The sequence below is a fragment of the Corallincola luteus genome (genome assembly GCF_004336975.1).
In the GTDB taxonomy this organism is placed as follows: Bacteria; Pseudomonadota; Gammaproteobacteria; order Enterobacterales; family Neiellaceae; genus Corallincola; species Corallincola holothuriorum.
Genome location: NZ_SJXE01000003.1, coordinates 148,768 through 166,132 on the forward strand (window position 1 = coordinate 148,768; position 17,365 = coordinate 166,132).

A 17,365-nucleotide genomic window follows, 5' to 3' on the forward strand; every position below is an offset into this window, starting at 1 on the left:
AATCAAAATGCGTCCTGTCTCGTCTTTATCTGTGACATCAATACTATTGTTACTGACGGAGCAACCCTATGAGCAACTTGAATAAACTCAATACCACCCTGGCTGGCGTGATGGCCGCGACTTTCACTCTGGCGTCGGGTCAGGCGCTGGCAGTACCTGATCAGCCGAAGAATTGGGAGAAGTGTGCCGGTGTGGCGAAAAAAGGGATGAATGATTGTGGCGCACTGGATGGTAGTCATGGCTGTGCGGCGCAGGCCCCAGTGGATAACAGCCCAAATGAGTGGGTTTACGTGCCAGAAGGTACCTGTAAGAAAATTGGTGGCAGCGTGGCAAAAATTAAGCCGGCAAAAAGCTAATGTCTGGGCAAAAGGTTGGCGGCATTCCAGCCGCCTCTGCATCAATTAGCGTGCGAGAAGCGCATCTCCTTGAGCTACTTGCCAGCGAGCCTTCATTGCCGTTTGTTGAAGTGCTTGCTGATAATTTTTTGGCGATGCGGGGAAGGCATTATCAATTGATTAGGCAGGTCGCCGAGCGTTATCCCGTGGTTTTGCACTGTGTCGGTATGTCCGTTGGTTCGATGCATGCGCCAGCAGCCGGTTATGTCCAACGCATTGCCGCGCTGGCACGGGATCTGAACGCCTGCGCAGTGTCTGATCATCTCAGCGTGAGTGCTGTGGCAGATGAATTTGTTCATGATCTGCTGCCAATTCAGTACCGTGAAGCATGCATACCAAGGCTGGTTAAGCATATTCGACAGGTCCAGGAGTATCTGCCGGTGCCATTGCTACTGGAAAATATCTCCCGCTACCTGGCTTACCGCAGTGATGAAATATCTGAGGGGCAGTTGTTTGGCGAGCTCCACCGACAGACGGGCGTAGGTTTGCTGTTTGACGTCAATAACCTCTATGTCACTGCCCACAATTTACAGTGCGATGTGCGCCAGATGTTGAATGAGTACCCGATAGACGCGGTGCAGCAGTATCATTTGGCGGGCTATCAGGAGCGTCCCCCCTTGTTAGTGGATACCCATGGCAGCCCAGTATCCCCGCCAGTGTGGGAACTGTATGCCCTTGCCTTAGTGCGGTTTGGAGCAAAGCCAACCATTATCGAATGGGATAACGATCTGCCACCGTTGGCAGAACTTTTGTCTACGGTAGCTAGAGCGCAGCGCCTAATGATGCCACTAGCGGGAGTGGCCTGATGCATCGAACTCATGATCAGAGTGAGCCACCGACGTCGCCGCAAGGCTGTTATCAACAGCGAGGGGCGGACGGCTTTGCTAGGCCACCGCTTGACGGTTTGAGCGCCGCAGACCCTAAGGCAGTTTCCGCTGCAGATGATTACCTGCAGGCGGCACTGCAGGTGTATCAGCAAAATCGCCTGGGGATCCTGCTGCGCACACTGTCTGCGACATATCCTCATACCCGCACTTTGTTGGGCAATACGCTGTTTACCCAAATTTGTCACGCTTACCTGAAAGCCGTTGCCGTGACTTCGGTATTGACCGGCATTGGTGAAAGCTTTCCCCGCTGGTTACGGCAGCAACGGCAGGCGGACGCTCTGTTTGCTGATTACCCTTTTTTAACAGCTTTGCTGCGCTTTGAATGGGGATGTCATCAGGCGTATCACGCTTGGCAGCCTGAGGCGGTGGATCTGATTCAGTGTGACCGTTGGCTAGCGCTTAGCGCCGAGCAGTTAATGGCGGGGCAGACCAATTGCGAGCGGCCACCGCCCTGGCGTTTGCAACCGGCGCTGCAACTGGTGAGTTCACGCTACCCGATTGTTGATATATGTGAATGCTTGCAGTTGATAGCAGATGGTCAGGATGCCGAGTTAATGATTGCGCCCGGACAGCGTACCACTTGGCTGATATGGGCCGCACCAGATCAGACCGGCATTACGACGATAGACCGCTTTATGCTGCAGCTGCTGCGCTGGCTACAAGCGCCATGGCGTTGCAAACGCTCTGTCGCCCAGTTAACCGCGCAGTTCGCTTTGTTGCCGCAAGTGCTGCAATCAGGCTGGCTGGTAGCGAACTCGACTGATTCGGCGGCTAATGCGACTGATAGCAAACGGGATAAGGGGGCTCACCATGCAATTTCCTGCTGAGCTACTCAATCGTCTGTTCCGTTACGGTTATGCATTTACGCTGCAGCGCGACAGCGCTTTGGACTTGGTGCAACAGGCGTGTGAAAAAGTTCTGCGCAATCCGCCAGCTGATCCGCTGAAATTGGAAATCTACCTGAAAGTGACGTTACGAAATTTATACTTAGATGGTTGGCGTAAACAGCAGCAGTACCCGCTTGAACTCTTCGTTGAGTCTGAACATGTGGCGGACTCAGAGCAAAGTGTGGAGCAAAGCTTTATCAATCAGCAACAGCTTGAGTTGCTGTTACCTCGCTTGTCGCCGCAGCAGCGTGAGGTGCTCTATTTATGGGCAGTAGAAGGGCACAGTACGTCAGAAATCGCCGCGCATCTTGATGAGCCCCGCGGCACGGTGTTGGCTCGGCTTAGCCGGATCCGCAGTCTATTGTCGGATCTGCCCCGCGATGCCTATGGAGTTCGTCCATGACAGATTCTCAACCTCGCCCATTTAAACAAGCTTGCCAAGACTATTTTGCTGCGGTGCAGCTTGATGAGCAGGAGCTAAAGCAGCTGCATAAGCGTTTTCAAAGCGTGCCGGAAGCTGTATCCAACGCAACAGAAGCGCCTCAGCGACATCGCCAAGATAACAAAGAGCAGACGATCCAGCGGCGAATGTGGTTGGGCTTGGCTGCGACCCTTTGTGCGTTTGCTCTGGTGTTATGGCACAACTTGCCGATGCAAAGTACCACAGCACTCAATCTGGCACAGCTGATTGCCGATGAGGTGGTGGCAAATCACCGTAAGTTGAAACCATTGGAGGTTCAGGGGCAAGAGCTGAAGCTGGTTCGTGGCTATTTTCGCCAATTAAGTTTTCAACCAATCGACAGCGCACAGTTGCAGCAGTGGCAACTGACCGGTGGACGCTACTGCTCTATTCAGGGGGTGGATGCTGCGCAGTTACGTTATACCGACAGCGAAGGAGGGTTAAGTACCTTGTATCAAATTGCGTTGCCGACAGGGTGGGGCAAGGAACTGTTTGCAGAACGTGCTGCGCCTGCGGTTATGTTATACAGCGCGGGCTATCGTGTGCGGATCTGGCAGGAAAAAGGCCTCTTGTTAGCCCAAGTGACTGCCGACTAAGCGATGGCAGATCGGCATCGTCTATCCGGTTGTTTCGGGCTAAACTGAACAGGTGTCCTGCCAATAGATATATTAGACGTCATTATGGATTTTCAGTTTAGCCGTGATCCGATCACGCAACTCCCGATCGCTCGTTTGTCGATGGAACAGGAAGCGTTAGGGCAATGGCTCTCGGAAGAGGTAAGCACCGATCAGGTGCTCTTGGTTGAGATCATGCGCTATGCCGAACAGGTGAGAAGCCGAGCAATACCTCAATGGCAGTATGTCGGTCGTGAAGCGACCCTGTTATTGGAAGATGGAGCGGCTGAGATCTTTCCAAATCGCAATGATGATGAACTTGAAGCAATCGAAGATCCGAGCTTAGAACTGTCCGACTGGAATGCTGTAACTAGTTGTGGTGTCGAGGATTTTATTCATTTATTACGCTCATGGCAGAGTTACTTGCTTGCTTAGGGTGCACCAATTCGGTGCTTTGCTGCTGGTGAAAATGTGATCACCTGTCGATATGCACGATTTTGGTGATCTCCTTGCACCTGTTTTGTTCTTTCTGTGAATTTTGTTTTTTCAATATTCCCCGTAAATTTATCTAATCCCTTGATGTGTCGTGCTTTTTTAAAGTTGGCACAGCCTTTGATAACACTCCTGTTACAAATAGCTTTAGCTAATTAAAACTTATCGTTCCTAGGGAGTGCAGCAATGAAACTAGTCAGTGCAATCATCAAGCCTTTTAAGCTAGATGATGTCCGGGAAGCCATCTCGGAGATCGGTGTAGAAGGTTTGACCGTGACTGAAGTAAAAGGCTTTGGTCGCCAAAAAGGTCACACCGAACTTTATCGGGGTGCCGAGTATCAGGTGGATTTTCTGCCGAAAGTTAAGTTAGAGATCGCCACCAGCGACGAGCAGGTAGAGCGTCTGGTTGAAGCCATCAGCAAAGCTGCTTACACCGGTAAGATCGGTGATGGCAAAATTTTTGTTTATGAGTTGCAACATGCCGTACGTATTCGTACCGGCGAAGCAGATGCTGACGCGCTATAACGTCCGGCAGACACTGAATTAAATGACTCGGGGGAGTTAATAATGCAAGACCAAATTTTTCAGTTGCAGTATGCAATGGACACCTTCTACTTCTTAGTGTGTGGTGCCCTGGTAATGTGGATGGCAGCGGGCTTCTCAATGTTAGAAGCTGGCTTGGTACGTTCTAAGAATACTACCGAAATTTTGACCAAGAACGTCGCACTGTTTGCGATCTCTTGTGTGATGTATCTAATTGTTGGTTACAGCATCATGTACGATGGCGGGATCTTCCTGTCTGGTATCGAAACTGTTGATGTAGCAGGTGTATTAGCTGAATCTGCAGAAGCCGGTTTTGACGGTGATTCCGTGTACTCTGGTGCTTCAGACTTCTTCTTCCAGGTGGTATTCGTAGCTACGGCAATGTCGATTGTCTCTGGTGCGGTTGCTGAGCGCATGAAGCTGTGGTCTTTCTTGGCTTTCTGTGTCGTGATGACTGGTTTCATCTACCCAATGGAAGGTGCTTGGACTTGGAACGGTGCTGACGTATTTGGCCTGTACAACCTAGGTGACCTTGGTTTCTCTGACTTCGCTGGTTCAGGTATCGTTCATATGGCCGGTGCTGCTGCTGCTTTGGCTGGTGTATTGCTGCTGGGTGCTCGTAAAGGTAAGTACGGTGCTAACGGTGAAATCAACGCTATCCCTGGTGCAAACCTGCCTTTGGCAACCTTAGGTACGTTCATCCTGTGGATGGGTTGGTTCGGCTTCAACGGCGGCTCTGTCCTTAAGCTTGGCGATGTTGCTAGCTCACACTCTGTTGCCATGGTGTTCCTGAACACTAACGCTGCTGCAGCTGCAGGTGCTATCTCTGCACTGGTTCTGGCACGTATCTGGTTTAAGAAAGCTGATTTGACCATGTGTTTGAACGGTGCTTTGGCTGGTTTGGTCGCTATCACTGCTGAGCCATCTACACCGACTGCGCTGGAAGCGTCTATCTTCGGTGCGATTGCTGGTCTGATTGTGGTTGCTTCAATCATCACACTTGACCGCTTGAAGATTGATGATCCAGTAGGTGCTATCTCTGTACACGGTGTGGTTGGTTTCTTCGGTCTGATCATCGTTCCAATCACTAACGGCGATGTGACTTTCTCTGGCCAGTTGATTGGTGCCCTGACTATCTTCACTTGGGTATTCGTATGTAGCTTGATTGTTTGGGGTGTGATTAAAGCAGTCATCGGTGTACGTGTTACCGAAGAAGAAGAGTTCGAAGGTGTTGATATGGCGGAGTGTGGTATGGAAGCATACCCAGAGTTCGGTACTATCAAGAAGTAACCTGCTAACAAATATAGCTAGTCCCTTATTTAACCCGGCCAATTGGCCGGGTTTTTTAAGTTCAGTGCCATCTGTTGATTTTTCCTGCATGGCCTAAGGTGTGGATTTTATAGCGTTATTTAGTGGCAGTATCGCAACATGCCCGATATAAGCTGCTAAGCTTATTAGATTATCTTATGCATTCTTCATTCACTTAACCGTCGCATACTAAGAGGGCATGATGTCTGACTCTTCGAGTCCCTTTAAACTAAAAGCCAAGATCAACCCCCCTGTTTTTTATAGCGCAACCCTATTGGTTTTTCTTATCGTGGTTAGTGCTGTGTTGATGCCGGAAAAATTCAACAAACTCTCCACTGACATGCAAGCGTCCATTGTGACCAATGTCAGTTGGTTTTATGTTGCGGCGGTGGCGATCATCCTTATGACGGTTGCGTATTTAGGGATAAGTCGGCTCGGCGATATCAAGTTGGGGCCGGATCACTCGGCACCGGATTTCAGCAATGGCTCTTGGTTTGCCATGCTTTTTTCTGCCGGTATGGGTATCGGTTTGATGTTTTTTGGCGTTGCTGAGCCGGTAATGCATTACTTGTCCCCCCCTACGGGTGACCCTGGTAGCGTGGAAGCGGCACGGGAAGCGATGAAGCTGACCTTTTTCCATTGGGGGCTTCACGCTTGGGGGATCTACGCCATGGTAGCGTTGATCCTCGCGTATTTTGGTTATCGTCATGGTTTGCCGCTTACCTTGCGCTCCGCTTTGTATCCGCTGATTGGCGATAAAATTTATGGCCCGATCGGTCATGCCGTGGATGTATTTGCCATTCTCGGCACCGTGTTTGGTGTGGCAACGTCATTAGGTTATGGCGTGTTGCAGGTTAATTCTGGTCTGAACTACCTGTTTGATCTGCCAGTGAACGAAACGGTACAAGTGGTGCTTATCGTCGTTATTTCTGGGTTGGCGGCGATCTCAGTGGCGACCGGACTGGATAAAGGGATCCGCATTTTGTCGGAGATTAATCTGCTATTGGCCGTTGCCTTAGTTGGGTTGGTGTTGCTGTTGGGGCCGACGGTGCTGCTACTACAGATGTTTCTACAAAATACCGGCGGTTACCTCTCTGATATCGTCAATAAGACCTTCAATCTATTTGCCTATCAACCCACCGATTGGCTGGGCGGATGGACACTGCTGTATTGGGGCTGGTGGCTTTCCTGGTCGCCATTTGTGGGGATGTTTATCGCCCGCATCTCCCGTGGTCGCACCATCCGTGAATTTGTGATTGGCGTACTTTTTGTACCGACCGGTTTCACCTTTTTATGGATGACGGTGTTCGGGAATACCTCCATCGATATGATGTTGCAAGGCACCGGTGATGAGCTGGCAGCCGTGGTCAATCAGGATGTGTCATTGGCGTTGTTCAAGTTTCTTGAAGCATTTCCTATGTCATCGTTCTTATCAGTGATCGCTATCATCATGGTGGTGGTGTTTTTTGTTACCTCCTCTGATTCTGGCTCCATGGTGGTTGATATGTTGGCGTCAGGCGGTACGGACAAAACCCCAGTTTGGCAGCGGGTTTTTTGGGCTTCGATGGAGGGGGTAGTGGCGATCGCCTTGCTGCTAGCTGGCGGACTCGGTGCTTTGCAAACGGCGACGATTGCCAGTGCCTTACCATTTTGTATTGTGCTTTTGATCTCTGCTTATGGCTTGTTGAAGGCGTTGCGTATTGATGCGACGAAGCGGGTCAGTTTAGATCAAGTGATCCATCCACCAAGGGTCGACAGCAGCCTGGTAGGTTGGGAGCGCAGGTTGAAGAATTTAGTGCTGTTGCCGCGGCGAAAAAATGTCGGTCAGTTTATTGCCGATGTGGTGATCCCAGCGATGGAGTCGGTAGCCACTGAACTGGAAAAGCATAGTGTGGATACGCGATTTGCGGTTGATGAAGACAGCCTGAGTGCTCGCTTTGAGGTGTTCCATGGTGATGAACAGGATTTTCTTTATCGGGTGCGGCCTAAAGCGTATCTGCAGCCCAGTTTCTTGGTCGAAGAAGATGATGATGAAGCGCGTAAGTACTTCCGTGCCGAGGTTTTTCTGTTGGAAGGTGGGCAGGACTACGACATCATGGGGTGGAGTAAAGAGCAGGTGATCAGCGACATGATTGATCAGTATGAAAAACATATGCACTTTTTGCATCAGGTGCGCTGATCTCATGAGCATCTTGAAGGCCGCTTTTTGCGGCCTTTTTTATGTCTACTATCTAAGGTGGCGTATGGCTGTTTTTTTAATGAGGTTCTATGGAAGTCACGATTAGAAGTGCTGAAAAGTCTGATGTTGCAGGGATCAAAGGGATCTATGCTCAACCCCATGCATACTCGGGCACACTGCAGCTTCCTTATCCCTCAGAGGCACTGTGGCAATCACGTTTCGATAACGCTTCTGCGGATTACCATAACTTGGTGGCGATCACTAACGGCAAGGTGATCGGTCAACTTGGTTTGATGGTATCAACGCGGCCTCGGCGTAAGCATGTCGCTGGTTTTGGTATGGCGGTGTGTGCCTCCGTCTTAGGTCAAGGCGTTGCGACGCGATTGTTGGAAAGCGCGCTGCATATGTGTGATAACTGGCTCAATATCGAACGTGTTGAATTAGAAGTGTTTACTGATAACAAAGCAGCGATCGCTTTATACCGAAAGTTTGGCTTTGTTATCGAAGGAGAGCACGTTAGTTCGGCATTTAAAAATGGTGTCTATGCTGACGTGTATAGCATGGCTAGGCTACGTGCAGCCGTTGTCGTTAAGCCTTAACATCGATAGGTAGCTGGTTATATGCATCGATTGCTAGCTTACCTAGGTGATTTGCACCTGACTTCCTGCTAAGTGATACTGGCGGTTAATCAATCGCTTATGGAGTCGTTTCGATGCGCTGCTGGCTACTGTCTCTGATCCTATTAACTGCTTTTCCTACGATAGCTTACGACCGTATCACCGGTGCACACTTCGCCAGTCGCTCTGAAGTGATCGCGCAACATGGTATGGCGGCAACCAGTCAACCATTGGCTACTCAGGTGGCGTTGGACATACTTAAAAAGGGGGGCAGTGCGGTTGATGCTGCCATTGCCGCCAATGCGATGCTTGGTCTGGTTGAGCCGACGGGTAGCGGTATTGGCGGCGATCTGTTCGCTATTGTCTGGGATGCAAAAACGCAGCAGTTATATGGTCTAAACGCATCTGGGCGCTCGCCTAAGTCTCTTACTTTGGCACACCTGCACTCCTTGGGGCTCGACTATTTACCACCTTATGGGCCGTTACCTGTATCCGTACCGGGGGCGGTGGATGGTTGGTTTGAATTACACGGCAAGTTTGGCAAGTTGCCGATGACCAAGCTGCTGCAACCCGCGATTGATTATGCAGAACAGGGATTTCCTGTGAGTGAGTTGGTGGCTTACTACATGCAACGCAGTGCGCCACGTTTGTCTGAGTATCCCGGCTTTGCTCAAGTTTTTATGCCGAATGGTAAAATGCCAGCCAAGGGGGAACTGTTTAAAAACCCCGCGCTGGCAAGTACTTATCGCCAAGTTGCCCAAGGTGGACGCGATGCTTTTTATAAAGGGGATATTGCAGTCAGTATTGCCGCTTTTATGAAACAACATGGTGGTTTTCTGAGTTATGAAGATCTCGCCTCCCATACCTCTGAGTGGATTAAGCCTGTCTCCACTAATTATCGAGGTTACGATGTGTGGGAGTTACCCCCGAATGGCCAAGGGATAGCGGCACTGCAGATTCTCAATATTTTGGAGCCATACGATATAGCCGCCATGGGGTTGGATAATCCGGAGTATGTGCATCTGTTTGTTGAAGCAAAGAAGCTCGCATTTGAAGATCGCGCCAAGTATTACGCCGATCCCGCGTTTAATCAGATCCCCGTGGCCGGTCTGATCGCAAAATCTTATGCCAATGAACGAGCAAAACTGATTAATCCGCGACGCGCCAGTCAGCGCTTGGATGCTGGCAACCCAGCGCTGTACCACGGTGATACTATCTACCTGACCACCGCAGACAAAGATGGCAACATGGTGTCGTTGATCCAAAGTAACTACCGCGGCATGGGCTCGGGGATGACACCGCCTGAGCTCGGCTTTGTACTGCAAGATCGCGGTCAGTTGTTTAGTCTGCAGGAAGGGCATTTTAATAGTTACGCGCCTGGCAAACGCCCGTTTCATACTATTATTCCTGCCTTTGTGACCAAAGAGGGCAAGCCTTGGCTCAGTTATGGTGTGATGGGCGGCGCAACTCAGCCACAGATGCATGCGCAGATCCTGGTCAATATGATCGATTTTGGTATGAATCTACAGGAGGCGGGGGATGCGCCACGTATTTTGCATACCGGCTCCAGTCAGCCCACAGGCGAACAGATGACAGATGGCGGGCATGTTAGTTTGGAGAACGGTTTTTCTGCTGGTACTCGCCGTACACTGCTGCAGATGGGGCATACCTTAAAAGAGGAGTCAGGTCCTTACGGTGGCTATCAGGCGATCATGCGCGATCTTGCAACCGGCGTTTACTACGGTGCTTCCGAAAGTCGCAAGGATGGGCAGGCAGCAGGCTACTGATCTCGGTTGATGATTTAGCCTGTAGGTTTGATCCTAAACAGTACAACTTCCTTGGCGGCGCCTACAATGGCGCCGCTATGCAGCATACTCCTCAACTTTTTCACAGCTTTGGTTACTATTTAAAGCAGCAGTTTGGTCGCAAGATCCGCAAGCTGTCACTGCACGGTGATTTTAGCTGCCCCAATCGCGATGGCACCCTTGGCCGAGGGGGCTGTACTTTCTGTAATGTCGCTTCTTTTGTCGATGAAACAGCTCGTGCAGCACCTATCTCTCAACAGTTGCAGCTGCGCGAGCAAGAATTAAAGCGTAAAGCGGATGCTTATTTGGCGTATTTTCAGGCGTACACCAGTACCTATGGTGAGCAGGTTCAACTGCAAAAGCTGTATGATCAGGCGCTGGCGGCGAAAGATATTGTTGGATTGTGTGTCGGTACCCGTCCTGATTGTGTGCCCGATGGTGTGCTCGGGATGTTGGCGGAGTATCAGGCTCAGGGTCAAGAGATCTGGCTGGAGCTGGGGTTGCAAACGGCGAATGATCAAACCCTGAAGCGAATTAATCGTGGCCACGATTTTGCTGCCTACCAAGATGCTGTCGCACGAGCCAAACATTATGGACTAAAAGTATGCACTCATCTTATTGTCGGTTTGCCAGGTGAAGATCAGCAAGATGCTTTGCAGACCTTGGATAAAGTGCTGATGGTAGGAGTGGATGGTCTAAAGCTGCATCCATTGCACATTGTTGAGGGGAGCGTGATGGCGAAAGCGTGGCGTGCTGACCGCTTGGCAACTATTAGTTTAGAAAGCTATGCAGAAACAGCAGCGAAGATGATCCAGGCGACCCCTGCGCAGGTGGTCTTCCATCGGGTGTCGGCTCACGCCCGTCCGCCCACGTTACTGGCACCTGATTGGTGTGAGGATCGTTGGCTAGGGCCGCAAGCTATTCAAGCAATATTGGCAGCGGAAGGGGGACAGGGAAGCGCAACGGCAGCTCCTTTTCGTGCTTCCTTGCCTGAGTCGATTTAATGCACTGAGTTAGCTGGAAAAAGCGAACAGAGATTTTACGGCGCTGACCGTTTTGCTTATCTCTTTCACGTTGGTTGGCGTAATGAAAATAGTGTCATCGCCGGCGATGGTGCCGAGTATCCCTTCCGCTTTGCCTAATGAATCTAATAGTCGGGCAATCAGCTGAGCAGCCCCAGGACTGGTACGGATAACGATAGCGACTTCGTTGTTGTCGATATCTAAAACCAGGTTTTTAAGCTGACTAGAAGTGGTTGGGACGCCGAGTTCGATAGGTAGGCAGTACACCATCTCTTGTTTGGCATTACGTGTTCTTACTGCGCCAAACTTGCTTAACATGCGGGAAACTTTCGACTGGTTGATATTGATAAAGCCTTGCGTTTGCAGCGCTTTAACTATCTCCCCTTGGGAGCCGAAACACTCTTCCTTCAACAGGTTCTTGAACGAGCGGACCAAGTCTTCCTGCTTACCGTAATTCATGTCGTCGAAAGGTTATCTTCTGAAAAAGTTATGCAGTCATTCTGCATAAAATTGCAATATCCTGCAAGCTGCCCGTATCACAGCGGGGCAATTATTTTGGCACTAATGGTTTACGCTTGTCGCGCACTATCTGTTACGGGTTCAATCCGTGATCTGAGTTGTGTGACATTGATTGTATTTATCCCCTCCTTGGATTAATGTTTTTGCAGCCCTGTACTGGGTTGGAAAGCTATGTCTCCTAAGATTCTCCACAAGAAGGGAACCCCACATGAAAGTCGCTGTATTAGGTGCTGCTGGTGGAATCGGCCAAGCACTGTCGCTGTTATTAAAAACTCAATTACCTGCAGGCTCTGAATTAGCGTTGTTTGATATTGCACCAGTAACGCCAGGTGTTGCTAAAGATCTCAGCCATATCCCAACACAGGTAGCGATTGAAGGTTACGGTCAGGATGGCCTCAATGATGCTCTGAAAGGTGCAGATATTGTGATGATCCCTGCCGGTGTGCCGCGCAAGCCGGGCATGGATCGCGCCGATCTGTTTAACTTCAATGCCGGTATCGTTAAGAACCTGGTTGAAGCGATTGCCGAGCAGTGCCCTAAGGCTTGCATCGGTATTATCACTAACCCAGTGAATACCACGGTTGCTATTGCTGCCGAAGTACTAAAGAAAGCTGGTGTTTACGATCCGAAGAAACTGTTTGGTGTAACAACGCTGGATGTTATTCGCGCCGAAGCTTTTATTGCTGAAGCCAAAGGGTTAAACCCGGAAGAAGTGAACATTAATGTTATTGGCGGTCACAGCGGTGTCACCATTCTGCCTCTGTTGTCGCAGTTGGGCTTGGATTTCTCAGACGAAGAGATTGCCGCCTTGACTGATCGAATTCAGAACGCTGGTACTGAAGTCGTTGAAGCCAAAGCTGGTGGTGGCTCTGCTACCTTGTCTATGGGACAAGCAGCAGCACGCTTCTGCCTGTCTCTGGTGAAAGCGATGCAGGGTGAACCTGTGATTGAATGTGCTTATGTTGAAGGCCCTGGTGAACATACCAAGTTCTTTGCCCAGCCGGTTAAACTGGGTGCCGAAGGCATTGAAACTGTATTGCCATACGGTGACGTTAGCCCGTTTGAACAAGCGGCGCTGGAAGGCATGATGGACACGCTGCAAGGTGATATCCAGAAAGGCATTGAGTTTGCTGGCTAAGCCAGACGACAATAAGTAAAAAGGCGCCTGAAGGCGCCTTTTTTAATACTTGTTTGTTGAGCAGATTAGTGATCCCGTTGTACTGCAATACGTGCCAGCGCGATCAGTGCGCTTTTGTATTCGCTATCGGCGAGGCAATCAAGTGCCTTTACTGCTTTCATCGCTTCCTCGTCGGCTCGTAGACGGGTATAAGCAAAGGCATCGGTTGATTCAATGGCTGCGACAATATTCGGTAACTGCTCTACTTCGGCACCATGTTCGATGGCATGACGAATGATCTTCTGTTGTGCTTCAGTACCGACTTGCATGGCGCGGATCAGCGGCAGGGTCGGTTTACCTTCTGCTAGGTCATCTCCTAGATTTTTACCTAGGGCATCGGCGTCAGCGGTGTAATCGAGGAGATCATCAATCAGTTGGAACGCAGTGCCTAAATAACGGCCATAGTCCGCCATTGCCTGCTTATTGCTTTCAGATTCGCCAGCCAGCTCTGCCGCCAAGTGAGTCGCGGCTTCAAATAATTTAGCGGTTTTGCAGTAGATCACTTCCATGTAGCGCGCTTCATCGGTATCGGGATCGTTGCAGTTCATCAACTGCATCACTTCACCTTCTGCGATCACATTGGTGGCATCAGCGAGAACCTGCATAACGCGCATTGAGTCCAGCGTCACCATCATTTGGAATGCCCGGGTATAGAGAAAGTCACCGACTAGCACACTCGCCTGATCGCCGAACATGGCGTTAGCGGTCTTACGGCCACGGCGCATGGTTGATTCGTCAACCACATCATCGTGGAGCAGGGTGGCAGTATGGATGAACTCTATGATTGCAGCGAGGGTTTGGTGTTGTGTGCCATCATAGCCAACCGCACGTGCGGCAAGGGTGGTTAGCAAGGGACGTAGCCGCTTGCCACCACTATTGACGATGTAAAAGCCAAGTTGATTGATCAACGCCACGTCAGAGCTGAGCTGCTCCATAATTGCATGGTTTACTTGCTGCATATCGTCTTCGGCAAGTAACCGAATTTGCTCGAGATTCATGTCGCTCCTGAGAGGGTCGTTATTTTTATTGGCGGCAATTTTGCTACGGACTATAGAAAGGCCAGATTCTAGCGCTAAATGTTGCACTACAACAGCCTGATGTCGCGCCTTATCTGGCTTGAATGAGATATGGCTCAGTAAACTGAAATTAGCCTTGATCGTTGGTTATCTTTTAAGTAGAATGCGCGCCCTATTGTGATTAGTAAATCGTGTCCAGCCGACCAACAATGAAATGTCGATGCTAGGGCGCGTATACCAGCGGAGTTATAACCATGTACGCTGTTTTCCAAAGTGGCGGTAAGCAACACCGTGTAGCCGAGGGGCAAACCGTTCGCTTAGAAAAGCTGGACGCGGAGACCGGAGCTACTATCGAATTCGATAAAGTGCTGATGGTAGCAAACGGTGAAGATATTAAGGTGGGAGCACCTTACGTTGATGGCAGCAAAATTACTGCTGAAATCGTAACTCACGGTCGTGGCGCTAAGGTCAAGATCGTTAAGTTCCGTCGTCGTAAGCACTCTCGTAAGCAGATGGGCCACCGTCAGTGGTTCACTGAAGTCAAAATCACTGGCATCAGTGCTTAAGTTTCAGGAGTAGAGTCAGATGGCACATAAAAAAGCAGGCGGTAGTACCCGAAATGGACGCGATTCAGAAAGTAAGCGTCTGGGTGTTAAGCGTTTCGGCGGTGAATCAGTATTAGCCGGTAACATCATCGTTCGTCAGCGCGGAACTAAGTTCCATGCTGGTAACAACGTTGGTATCGGTAAAGACCACACTTTGTTTGCAACTGCCAATGGCAAGGTGCTTTTCGAAGTTAAAGGTCCTAAGAGCCGTAAGTATATTAGCATCGTTGCTGAATAAGCATTGATGTGGTGAAAAGGCCTCGCTTTGTGCGAGGCTTTTTTGTTTCTGCAGCCTGCCCAAGGGTTATGCTAAGGTTACCTTTGTCAGCCGAGCTCCAATATCGGCGCTGGATATTCCGAGAATAAGTCCATGAAGTTTGTAGATGAAGCAGTCATTCGCGTTGAAGCGGGAGATGGCGGCAACGGTATTGTCAGTTTCCGTCGTGAAAAGTATGTACCTAAGGGTGGCCCAGACGGTGGTGATGGTGGTGATGGTGGTGATGTTTATTTAGTCGCCGATGAGAACTACAACACCCTGATCGATTTTCGTTTTGAACGTTTTCATCGCGCAGAGCGCGGTACCAATGGTCAAAGTGCTAACTGTACCGGTAAGCGGGGTGAAGATTTAGAGCTGCGAGTCCCCGTAGGTACCCGGGCCACTGATCAGGACACCGGTGAAGTGATCGGTGATCTGACGAAACATGAACAGAAGTTGATGGTGGCCAAGGGCGGCTATCATGGTTTGGGTAATGCACGCTTTAAAAGCAGTACCAACCGAGCGCCACGCCAAAAAACCATGGGTACGCCGGGTGAAGTGCGAAGCTTGAAGATGGAGCTGATGTTGCTGGCCGATGTGGGGTTGTTAGGTTTCCCTAATGCCGGTAAGTCGACCTTTATCCGTTCTGTCTCAGCGGCCAAGCCAAAAGTGGCGGATTATCCGTTTACCACTTTGGTACCTAATCTGGGGGTGGTTCGTCCCGAATCCCATCGCAGCTTTGTTGTTGCTGATATCCCCGGACTGATCGAAGGCGCTGCAGATGGTGCTGGTCTGGGTATTCGCTTTCTTAAGCACTTAGAGCGTTGCCGGTTATTGCTGCATGTGGTTGATATCTGCCCTGTTGATGGCACTGATCCCGCAGAAACAGCTGTTGCCATCCTCGATGAATTAGCACAGTACAGCCCCAAGCTGGCGAGCAAGCCGCGCTGGTTAGTCTTTAATAAGACCGATTTGCTACTGGAAGATGAGGCTGACGAGGTGGTTGATCGCGTAGTCGCAGCTCTGGATTGGCAGGGCGATGTGTATCGCATGTCGGCGTTCAACAAAGAGGGCACGGATCCACTTTGTTGGAAGATCTTGGAATATCTGGAATCGCTACCTGCAGATCGTTTAGCGGAAGTGGAAGAAGCGGAGAAGGTCGAGTTCCAATGGGATCATTATCATAAAGAGCAGATCGAAAAATTTGTCGATGATGATGACGATGATTGGGATGATGATGACGATGATCATGATATGGAGATCATCTACAAACCATAGTTGTTTATCGGTTGTGCAAGGGTCGTTAGATGTCTGCCTCGAATAACAAACCTCAGCTTTCGCTGGAACAGCATGAAGAAGCTACCCGCCTCTCTCTATGGGGCGGGCAGCTATTACTGCAGTATGGTGCGGAAAGCCAGCTGGTAGAAACGCTCACTCATCGCCTGGGGACCGCCCTTGGCTGTGACTGGATGGATCTGGCCGTCTCTCACAATGCCATCGTACTCACGTCTGTATCCGGCCCCCGTTATCTCACCAAAACACGGCGTATTGTTGACCGAGGCATAAATATGACCACGGTAAGCCAGATCTGCCGTTTGGTGGTGATGGTCGAAAAGGGACTGAAAGACGCCCGTGATGTGCGCCAGAAACTTCGAGAGTTGAGCGACAAGCAGTTTCATTATAATCGCTGGTTAATGGTGGTGATGGTGGGGTTGTCCTGCGCCTGCTTTGCCCGTTTGCAAGGTGGTGACTGGCCGGTATTTGGCGTTACCTTTATGGCGTCAGCCGTAGCGATGTTTGTGCGGCAGGAGTTACATCACCGTGGCTATCACCTGTTGATGAACTGGGTATTATCCGCTGCTGCTGCGACTGCCGTCGCGAGTTTAGGGCCAGCATTTAGTTTGGGTAATAAGCCTGAGTTGGCGATGGCGGCCAGTGTGTTGCTGCTGGTACCAGGCTTCCCGTTGATGAATGCGATCTCTGATATGGTCAAAGGCCATGTGAATGTCGGTATTGCTCGGTGGACCTGGGCTTCTATGATGACGCTGAGTGTTGCCCTCGGGATCTTGCTGGCGATGAACCTGACAGGTGTTTGGGGGTGGCTGTAATGGAGTTGCTGATTAACCTGCTGGACGACGCTTTTTTCAGTGCTATTCCCGCCGTTGGTTTCGCTATGCTCTTCAATGTGCCGAAAAAAGCACTGATTTACTGTGCCTTGGCCGCAGCTATTGCCCATAGTTTGCGTACCCTGCTGATCAGTTTGGGGATCTCTGTGGAGCTGGGATCATTTTTGGTCTCTGTTTTGGTCGGTGTTTTAGCTTTCCACTGGGCAAAAAAGAAGTTGGTGCCAGAACAAGTGTTTACGGTCGCGGCGATCATTCCGATGATCCCCGGCAAGTTTGCCTTTGCTACCATGGTTGGCTTGGTACAGCTTAATATTGATGGTGCTGTGTCTCCTTGGTTGCTGGGGGATGTTATCGACAATGGTTTGAAGACGCTGTTTATTCTCGGCGCGTTGAGTGTCGGTCTCGCCATGCCACAGCTTTTCCTGCAACGTAGTAAACCCGTGGTGTAATGCTTCGG

General features: G+C 50.3%; 20 protein-coding genes. 18 read left to right on the plus strand and 2 right to left on the minus strand.

The window, feature by feature from the left end; all coding sequences use genetic code 11:
- The first annotated feature begins 68 nt into the window (after positions 1-68).
- From EZV61_RS08750 to mnmL, 12 genes are all read left to right on the plus strand, one after another.
- Positions 69-356 (plus strand): BufA1 family periplasmic bufferin-type metallophore, encoded by a 288-nt coding sequence (locus tag EZV61_RS08750; protein WP_114338210.1) that lies wholly within the window; start codon positions 69-71, stop codon positions 354-356.
- On the plus strand, positions 356-1,201 hold the full coding sequence (locus EZV61_RS08755; RefSeq protein ID WP_131415070.1) for an MbnB/TglH/ChrH family RiPP precursor modification enzyme: 846 nt from the start codon (positions 356-358) through the stop codon (positions 1,199-1,201). The genes EZV61_RS08750 and EZV61_RS08755 overlap by 1 nt, the downstream gene beginning before the upstream one ends.
- Positions 1,201-2,109 carry an HvfC/BufC family peptide modification chaperone gene (locus tag EZV61_RS08760; RefSeq protein ID WP_131415072.1) on the plus strand — a complete coding sequence of 303 codons (909 nt, stop codon included), beginning with the start codon at positions 1,201-1,203 and terminating at the stop codon, positions 2,107-2,109. Before EZV61_RS08755 ends, EZV61_RS08760 begins: the two co-directional genes overlap by 1 nt.
- Positions 2,093-2,572, plus strand: coding sequence for an RNA polymerase sigma factor (locus EZV61_RS08765; RefSeq protein ID WP_165419359.1), 480 nt, complete (start codon positions 2,093-2,095; stop codon positions 2,570-2,572). The genes EZV61_RS08760 and EZV61_RS08765 overlap by 17 nt, the downstream gene beginning before the upstream one ends.
- Positions 2,569-3,225: a hypothetical protein gene (locus EZV61_RS08770; protein WP_130567084.1), complete on the plus strand. Its 657-nt coding sequence runs from the start codon at positions 2,569-2,571 to the stop codon at positions 3,223-3,225. The genes EZV61_RS08765 and EZV61_RS08770 overlap by 4 nt, the downstream gene beginning before the upstream one ends.
- 84 nt (positions 3,226-3,309) lie before the next feature.
- Positions 3,310-3,678 (plus strand): YacL family protein, encoded by a 369-nt coding sequence (locus EZV61_RS08775; RefSeq protein ID WP_130567083.1) that lies wholly within the window; start codon positions 3,310-3,312, stop codon positions 3,676-3,678.
- Positions 3,679-3,921: 243 nt separating this feature from the next.
- The gene (glnK, locus tag EZV61_RS08780) at positions 3,922-4,260 is read left to right on the plus strand and encodes a P-II family nitrogen regulator (RefSeq protein WP_114338216.1); all 339 of its coding nucleotides are present in this window, start codon (positions 3,922-3,924) and stop codon (positions 4,258-4,260) included.
- A 42-nt stretch (positions 4,261-4,302) separates the two neighbouring features.
- Positions 4,303-5,568 carry an ammonium transporter gene (locus EZV61_RS08785; RefSeq protein WP_114338217.1) on the plus strand — a complete coding sequence of 422 codons (1,266 nt, stop codon included), beginning with the start codon at positions 4,303-4,305 and terminating at the stop codon, positions 5,566-5,568.
- Positions 5,569-5,788: 220 nt separating this feature from the next.
- On the plus strand, positions 5,789-7,765 hold the full coding sequence (locus EZV61_RS08790) for a BCCT family transporter (protein ID WP_131415074.1): 1,977 nt from the start codon (positions 5,789-5,791) through the stop codon (positions 7,763-7,765).
- A gap of 89 nt (positions 7,766-7,854) precedes the next feature.
- On the plus strand, positions 7,855-8,364 hold the full coding sequence (locus EZV61_RS08795) for a GNAT family N-acetyltransferase (RefSeq protein WP_114338220.1): 510 nt from the start codon (positions 7,855-7,857) through the stop codon (positions 8,362-8,364).
- Between the two features lie 113 nt (positions 8,365-8,477).
- Positions 8,478-10,169: a gamma-glutamyltransferase gene (gene ggt, locus EZV61_RS08800; RefSeq protein WP_130567080.1), complete on the plus strand. Its 1,692-nt coding sequence runs from the start codon at positions 8,478-8,480 to the stop codon at positions 10,167-10,169.
- Positions 10,170-10,246: 77 nt separating this feature from the next.
- Positions 10,247-11,191 (plus strand): tRNA modification radical SAM protein MnmL/YtqA, encoded by a 945-nt coding sequence (gene mnmL, locus EZV61_RS08805; RefSeq protein WP_131415076.1) that lies wholly within the window; start codon positions 10,247-10,249, stop codon positions 11,189-11,191.
- Between the two features lie 9 nt (positions 11,192-11,200).
- Here the strand turns inward: mnmL and argR are convergent, their stop codons facing one another.
- On the minus strand, positions 11,201-11,668 hold the full coding sequence (argR, locus tag EZV61_RS08810; protein ID WP_114338223.1) for a transcriptional regulator ArgR: 468 nt from the start codon (positions 11,666-11,668) through the stop codon (positions 11,201-11,203).
- Positions 11,669-11,936: 268 nt separating this feature from the next.
- Between argR and mdh the strand changes: the two genes are divergently transcribed.
- Complete coding sequence (gene mdh, locus EZV61_RS08815; protein ID WP_114338224.1) at positions 11,937-12,866, plus strand: malate dehydrogenase; 930 nt, start codon at positions 11,937-11,939, stop codon at positions 12,864-12,866.
- Positions 12,867-12,931: 65 nt separating this feature from the next.
- Here mdh and ispB read toward each other — a convergent pair whose 3' ends face one another.
- On the minus strand, positions 12,932-13,903 hold the full coding sequence (gene ispB, locus EZV61_RS08820; protein WP_130567078.1) for an octaprenyl diphosphate synthase: 972 nt from the start codon (positions 13,901-13,903) through the stop codon (positions 12,932-12,934).
- 272 nt (positions 13,904-14,175) lie between these two features.
- Here ispB and rplU point away from each other — a divergent pair, with 272 nt between their 5' ends.
- The 5 genes from rplU to EZV61_RS08845 all read left to right on the plus strand — a co-directional run bounded on the left by rplU (position 14,176) and on the right by EZV61_RS08845 (position 17,357).
- Complete coding sequence (gene rplU, locus EZV61_RS08825; protein ID WP_114338226.1) at positions 14,176-14,487, plus strand: 50S ribosomal protein L21; 312 nt, start codon at positions 14,176-14,178, stop codon at positions 14,485-14,487.
- Positions 14,488-14,506: 19 nt separating this feature from the next.
- Positions 14,507-14,764, plus strand: coding sequence for a 50S ribosomal protein L27 (rpmA, locus tag EZV61_RS08830; RefSeq protein WP_114338227.1), 258 nt, complete (start codon positions 14,507-14,509; stop codon positions 14,762-14,764).
- 132 nt (positions 14,765-14,896) lie between these two features.
- Positions 14,897-16,060 (plus strand): Obg family GTPase CgtA, encoded by a 1,164-nt coding sequence (gene cgtA, locus EZV61_RS08835; protein WP_114338228.1) that lies wholly within the window; start codon positions 14,897-14,899, stop codon positions 16,058-16,060.
- A 29-nt stretch (positions 16,061-16,089) separates the two neighbouring features.
- A complete protein-coding gene (locus EZV61_RS08840; RefSeq protein ID WP_114338229.1) occupies positions 16,090-16,890 on the plus strand; it encodes a threonine/serine exporter family protein in 801 nt (266 codons plus the stop codon).
- Positions 16,890-17,357 carry a threonine/serine exporter family protein gene (locus EZV61_RS08845; RefSeq protein ID WP_114338230.1) on the plus strand — a complete coding sequence of 156 codons (468 nt, stop codon included), beginning with the start codon at positions 16,890-16,892 and terminating at the stop codon, positions 17,355-17,357. Before EZV61_RS08840 ends, EZV61_RS08845 begins: the two co-directional genes overlap by 1 nt.
- Positions 17,358-17,365 lie beyond the last annotated feature (8 nt).

What these genes read in the sequence shown, in the direction of transcription:
- EZV61_RS08750 (WP_114338210.1), top strand. Translation starts at nt 69, where the DNA reads ATGAGCAACTTGAATAAACTCAATACCACCCTGGCTGGCGTGATGGCC.
- EZV61_RS08755 (WP_131415070.1), top strand. Translation starts at nt 356, where the DNA reads ATGTCTGGGCAAAAGGTTGGCGGCATTCCAGCCGCCTCTGCATCAATT.
- EZV61_RS08760 (WP_131415072.1), top strand. Translation starts at nt 1,201, where the DNA reads ATGCATCGAACTCATGATCAGAGTGAGCCACCGACGTCGCCGCAAGGC.
- EZV61_RS08765 (WP_165419359.1), top strand. Translation starts at nt 2,093, where the DNA reads ATGCAATTTCCTGCTGAGCTACTCAATCGTCTGTTCCGTTACGGTTAT.
- EZV61_RS08770 (WP_130567084.1), top strand. Translation starts at nt 2,569, where the DNA reads ATGACAGATTCTCAACCTCGCCCATTTAAACAAGCTTGCCAAGACTAT.
- EZV61_RS08775 (WP_130567083.1), top strand. Translation starts at nt 3,310, where the DNA reads ATGGATTTTCAGTTTAGCCGTGATCCGATCACGCAACTCCCGATCGCT.
- glnK (WP_114338216.1), top strand. Translation starts at nt 3,922, where the DNA reads ATGAAACTAGTCAGTGCAATCATCAAGCCTTTTAAGCTAGATGATGTC.
- EZV61_RS08785 (WP_114338217.1), top strand. Translation starts at nt 4,303, where the DNA reads ATGCAAGACCAAATTTTTCAGTTGCAGTATGCAATGGACACCTTCTAC.
- EZV61_RS08790 (WP_131415074.1), top strand. Translation starts at nt 5,789, where the DNA reads ATGTCTGACTCTTCGAGTCCCTTTAAACTAAAAGCCAAGATCAACCCC.
- EZV61_RS08795 (WP_114338220.1), top strand. Translation starts at nt 7,855, where the DNA reads ATGGAAGTCACGATTAGAAGTGCTGAAAAGTCTGATGTTGCAGGGATC.
- ggt (WP_130567080.1), top strand. Translation starts at nt 8,478, where the DNA reads ATGCGCTGCTGGCTACTGTCTCTGATCCTATTAACTGCTTTTCCTACG.
- mnmL (WP_131415076.1), top strand. Translation starts at nt 10,247, where the DNA reads ATGCAGCATACTCCTCAACTTTTTCACAGCTTTGGTTACTATTTAAAG.
- argR (WP_114338223.1), bottom strand. Translation starts at nt 11,668, where the DNA reads ATGAATTACGGTAAGCAGGAAGACTTGGTCCGCTCGTTCAAGAACCTG.
- mdh (WP_114338224.1), top strand. Translation starts at nt 11,937, where the DNA reads ATGAAAGTCGCTGTATTAGGTGCTGCTGGTGGAATCGGCCAAGCACTG.
- ispB (WP_130567078.1), bottom strand. Translation starts at nt 13,903, where the DNA reads ATGAATCTCGAGCAAATTCGGTTACTTGCCGAAGACGATATGCAGCAA.
- rplU (WP_114338226.1), top strand. Translation starts at nt 14,176, where the DNA reads ATGTACGCTGTTTTCCAAAGTGGCGGTAAGCAACACCGTGTAGCCGAG.
- rpmA (WP_114338227.1), top strand. Translation starts at nt 14,507, where the DNA reads ATGGCACATAAAAAAGCAGGCGGTAGTACCCGAAATGGACGCGATTCA.
- cgtA (WP_114338228.1), top strand. Translation starts at nt 14,897, where the DNA reads ATGAAGTTTGTAGATGAAGCAGTCATTCGCGTTGAAGCGGGAGATGGC.
- EZV61_RS08840 (WP_114338229.1), top strand. Translation starts at nt 16,090, where the DNA reads ATGTCTGCCTCGAATAACAAACCTCAGCTTTCGCTGGAACAGCATGAA.
- EZV61_RS08845 (WP_114338230.1), top strand. Translation starts at nt 16,890, where the DNA reads ATGGAGTTGCTGATTAACCTGCTGGACGACGCTTTTTTCAGTGCTATT.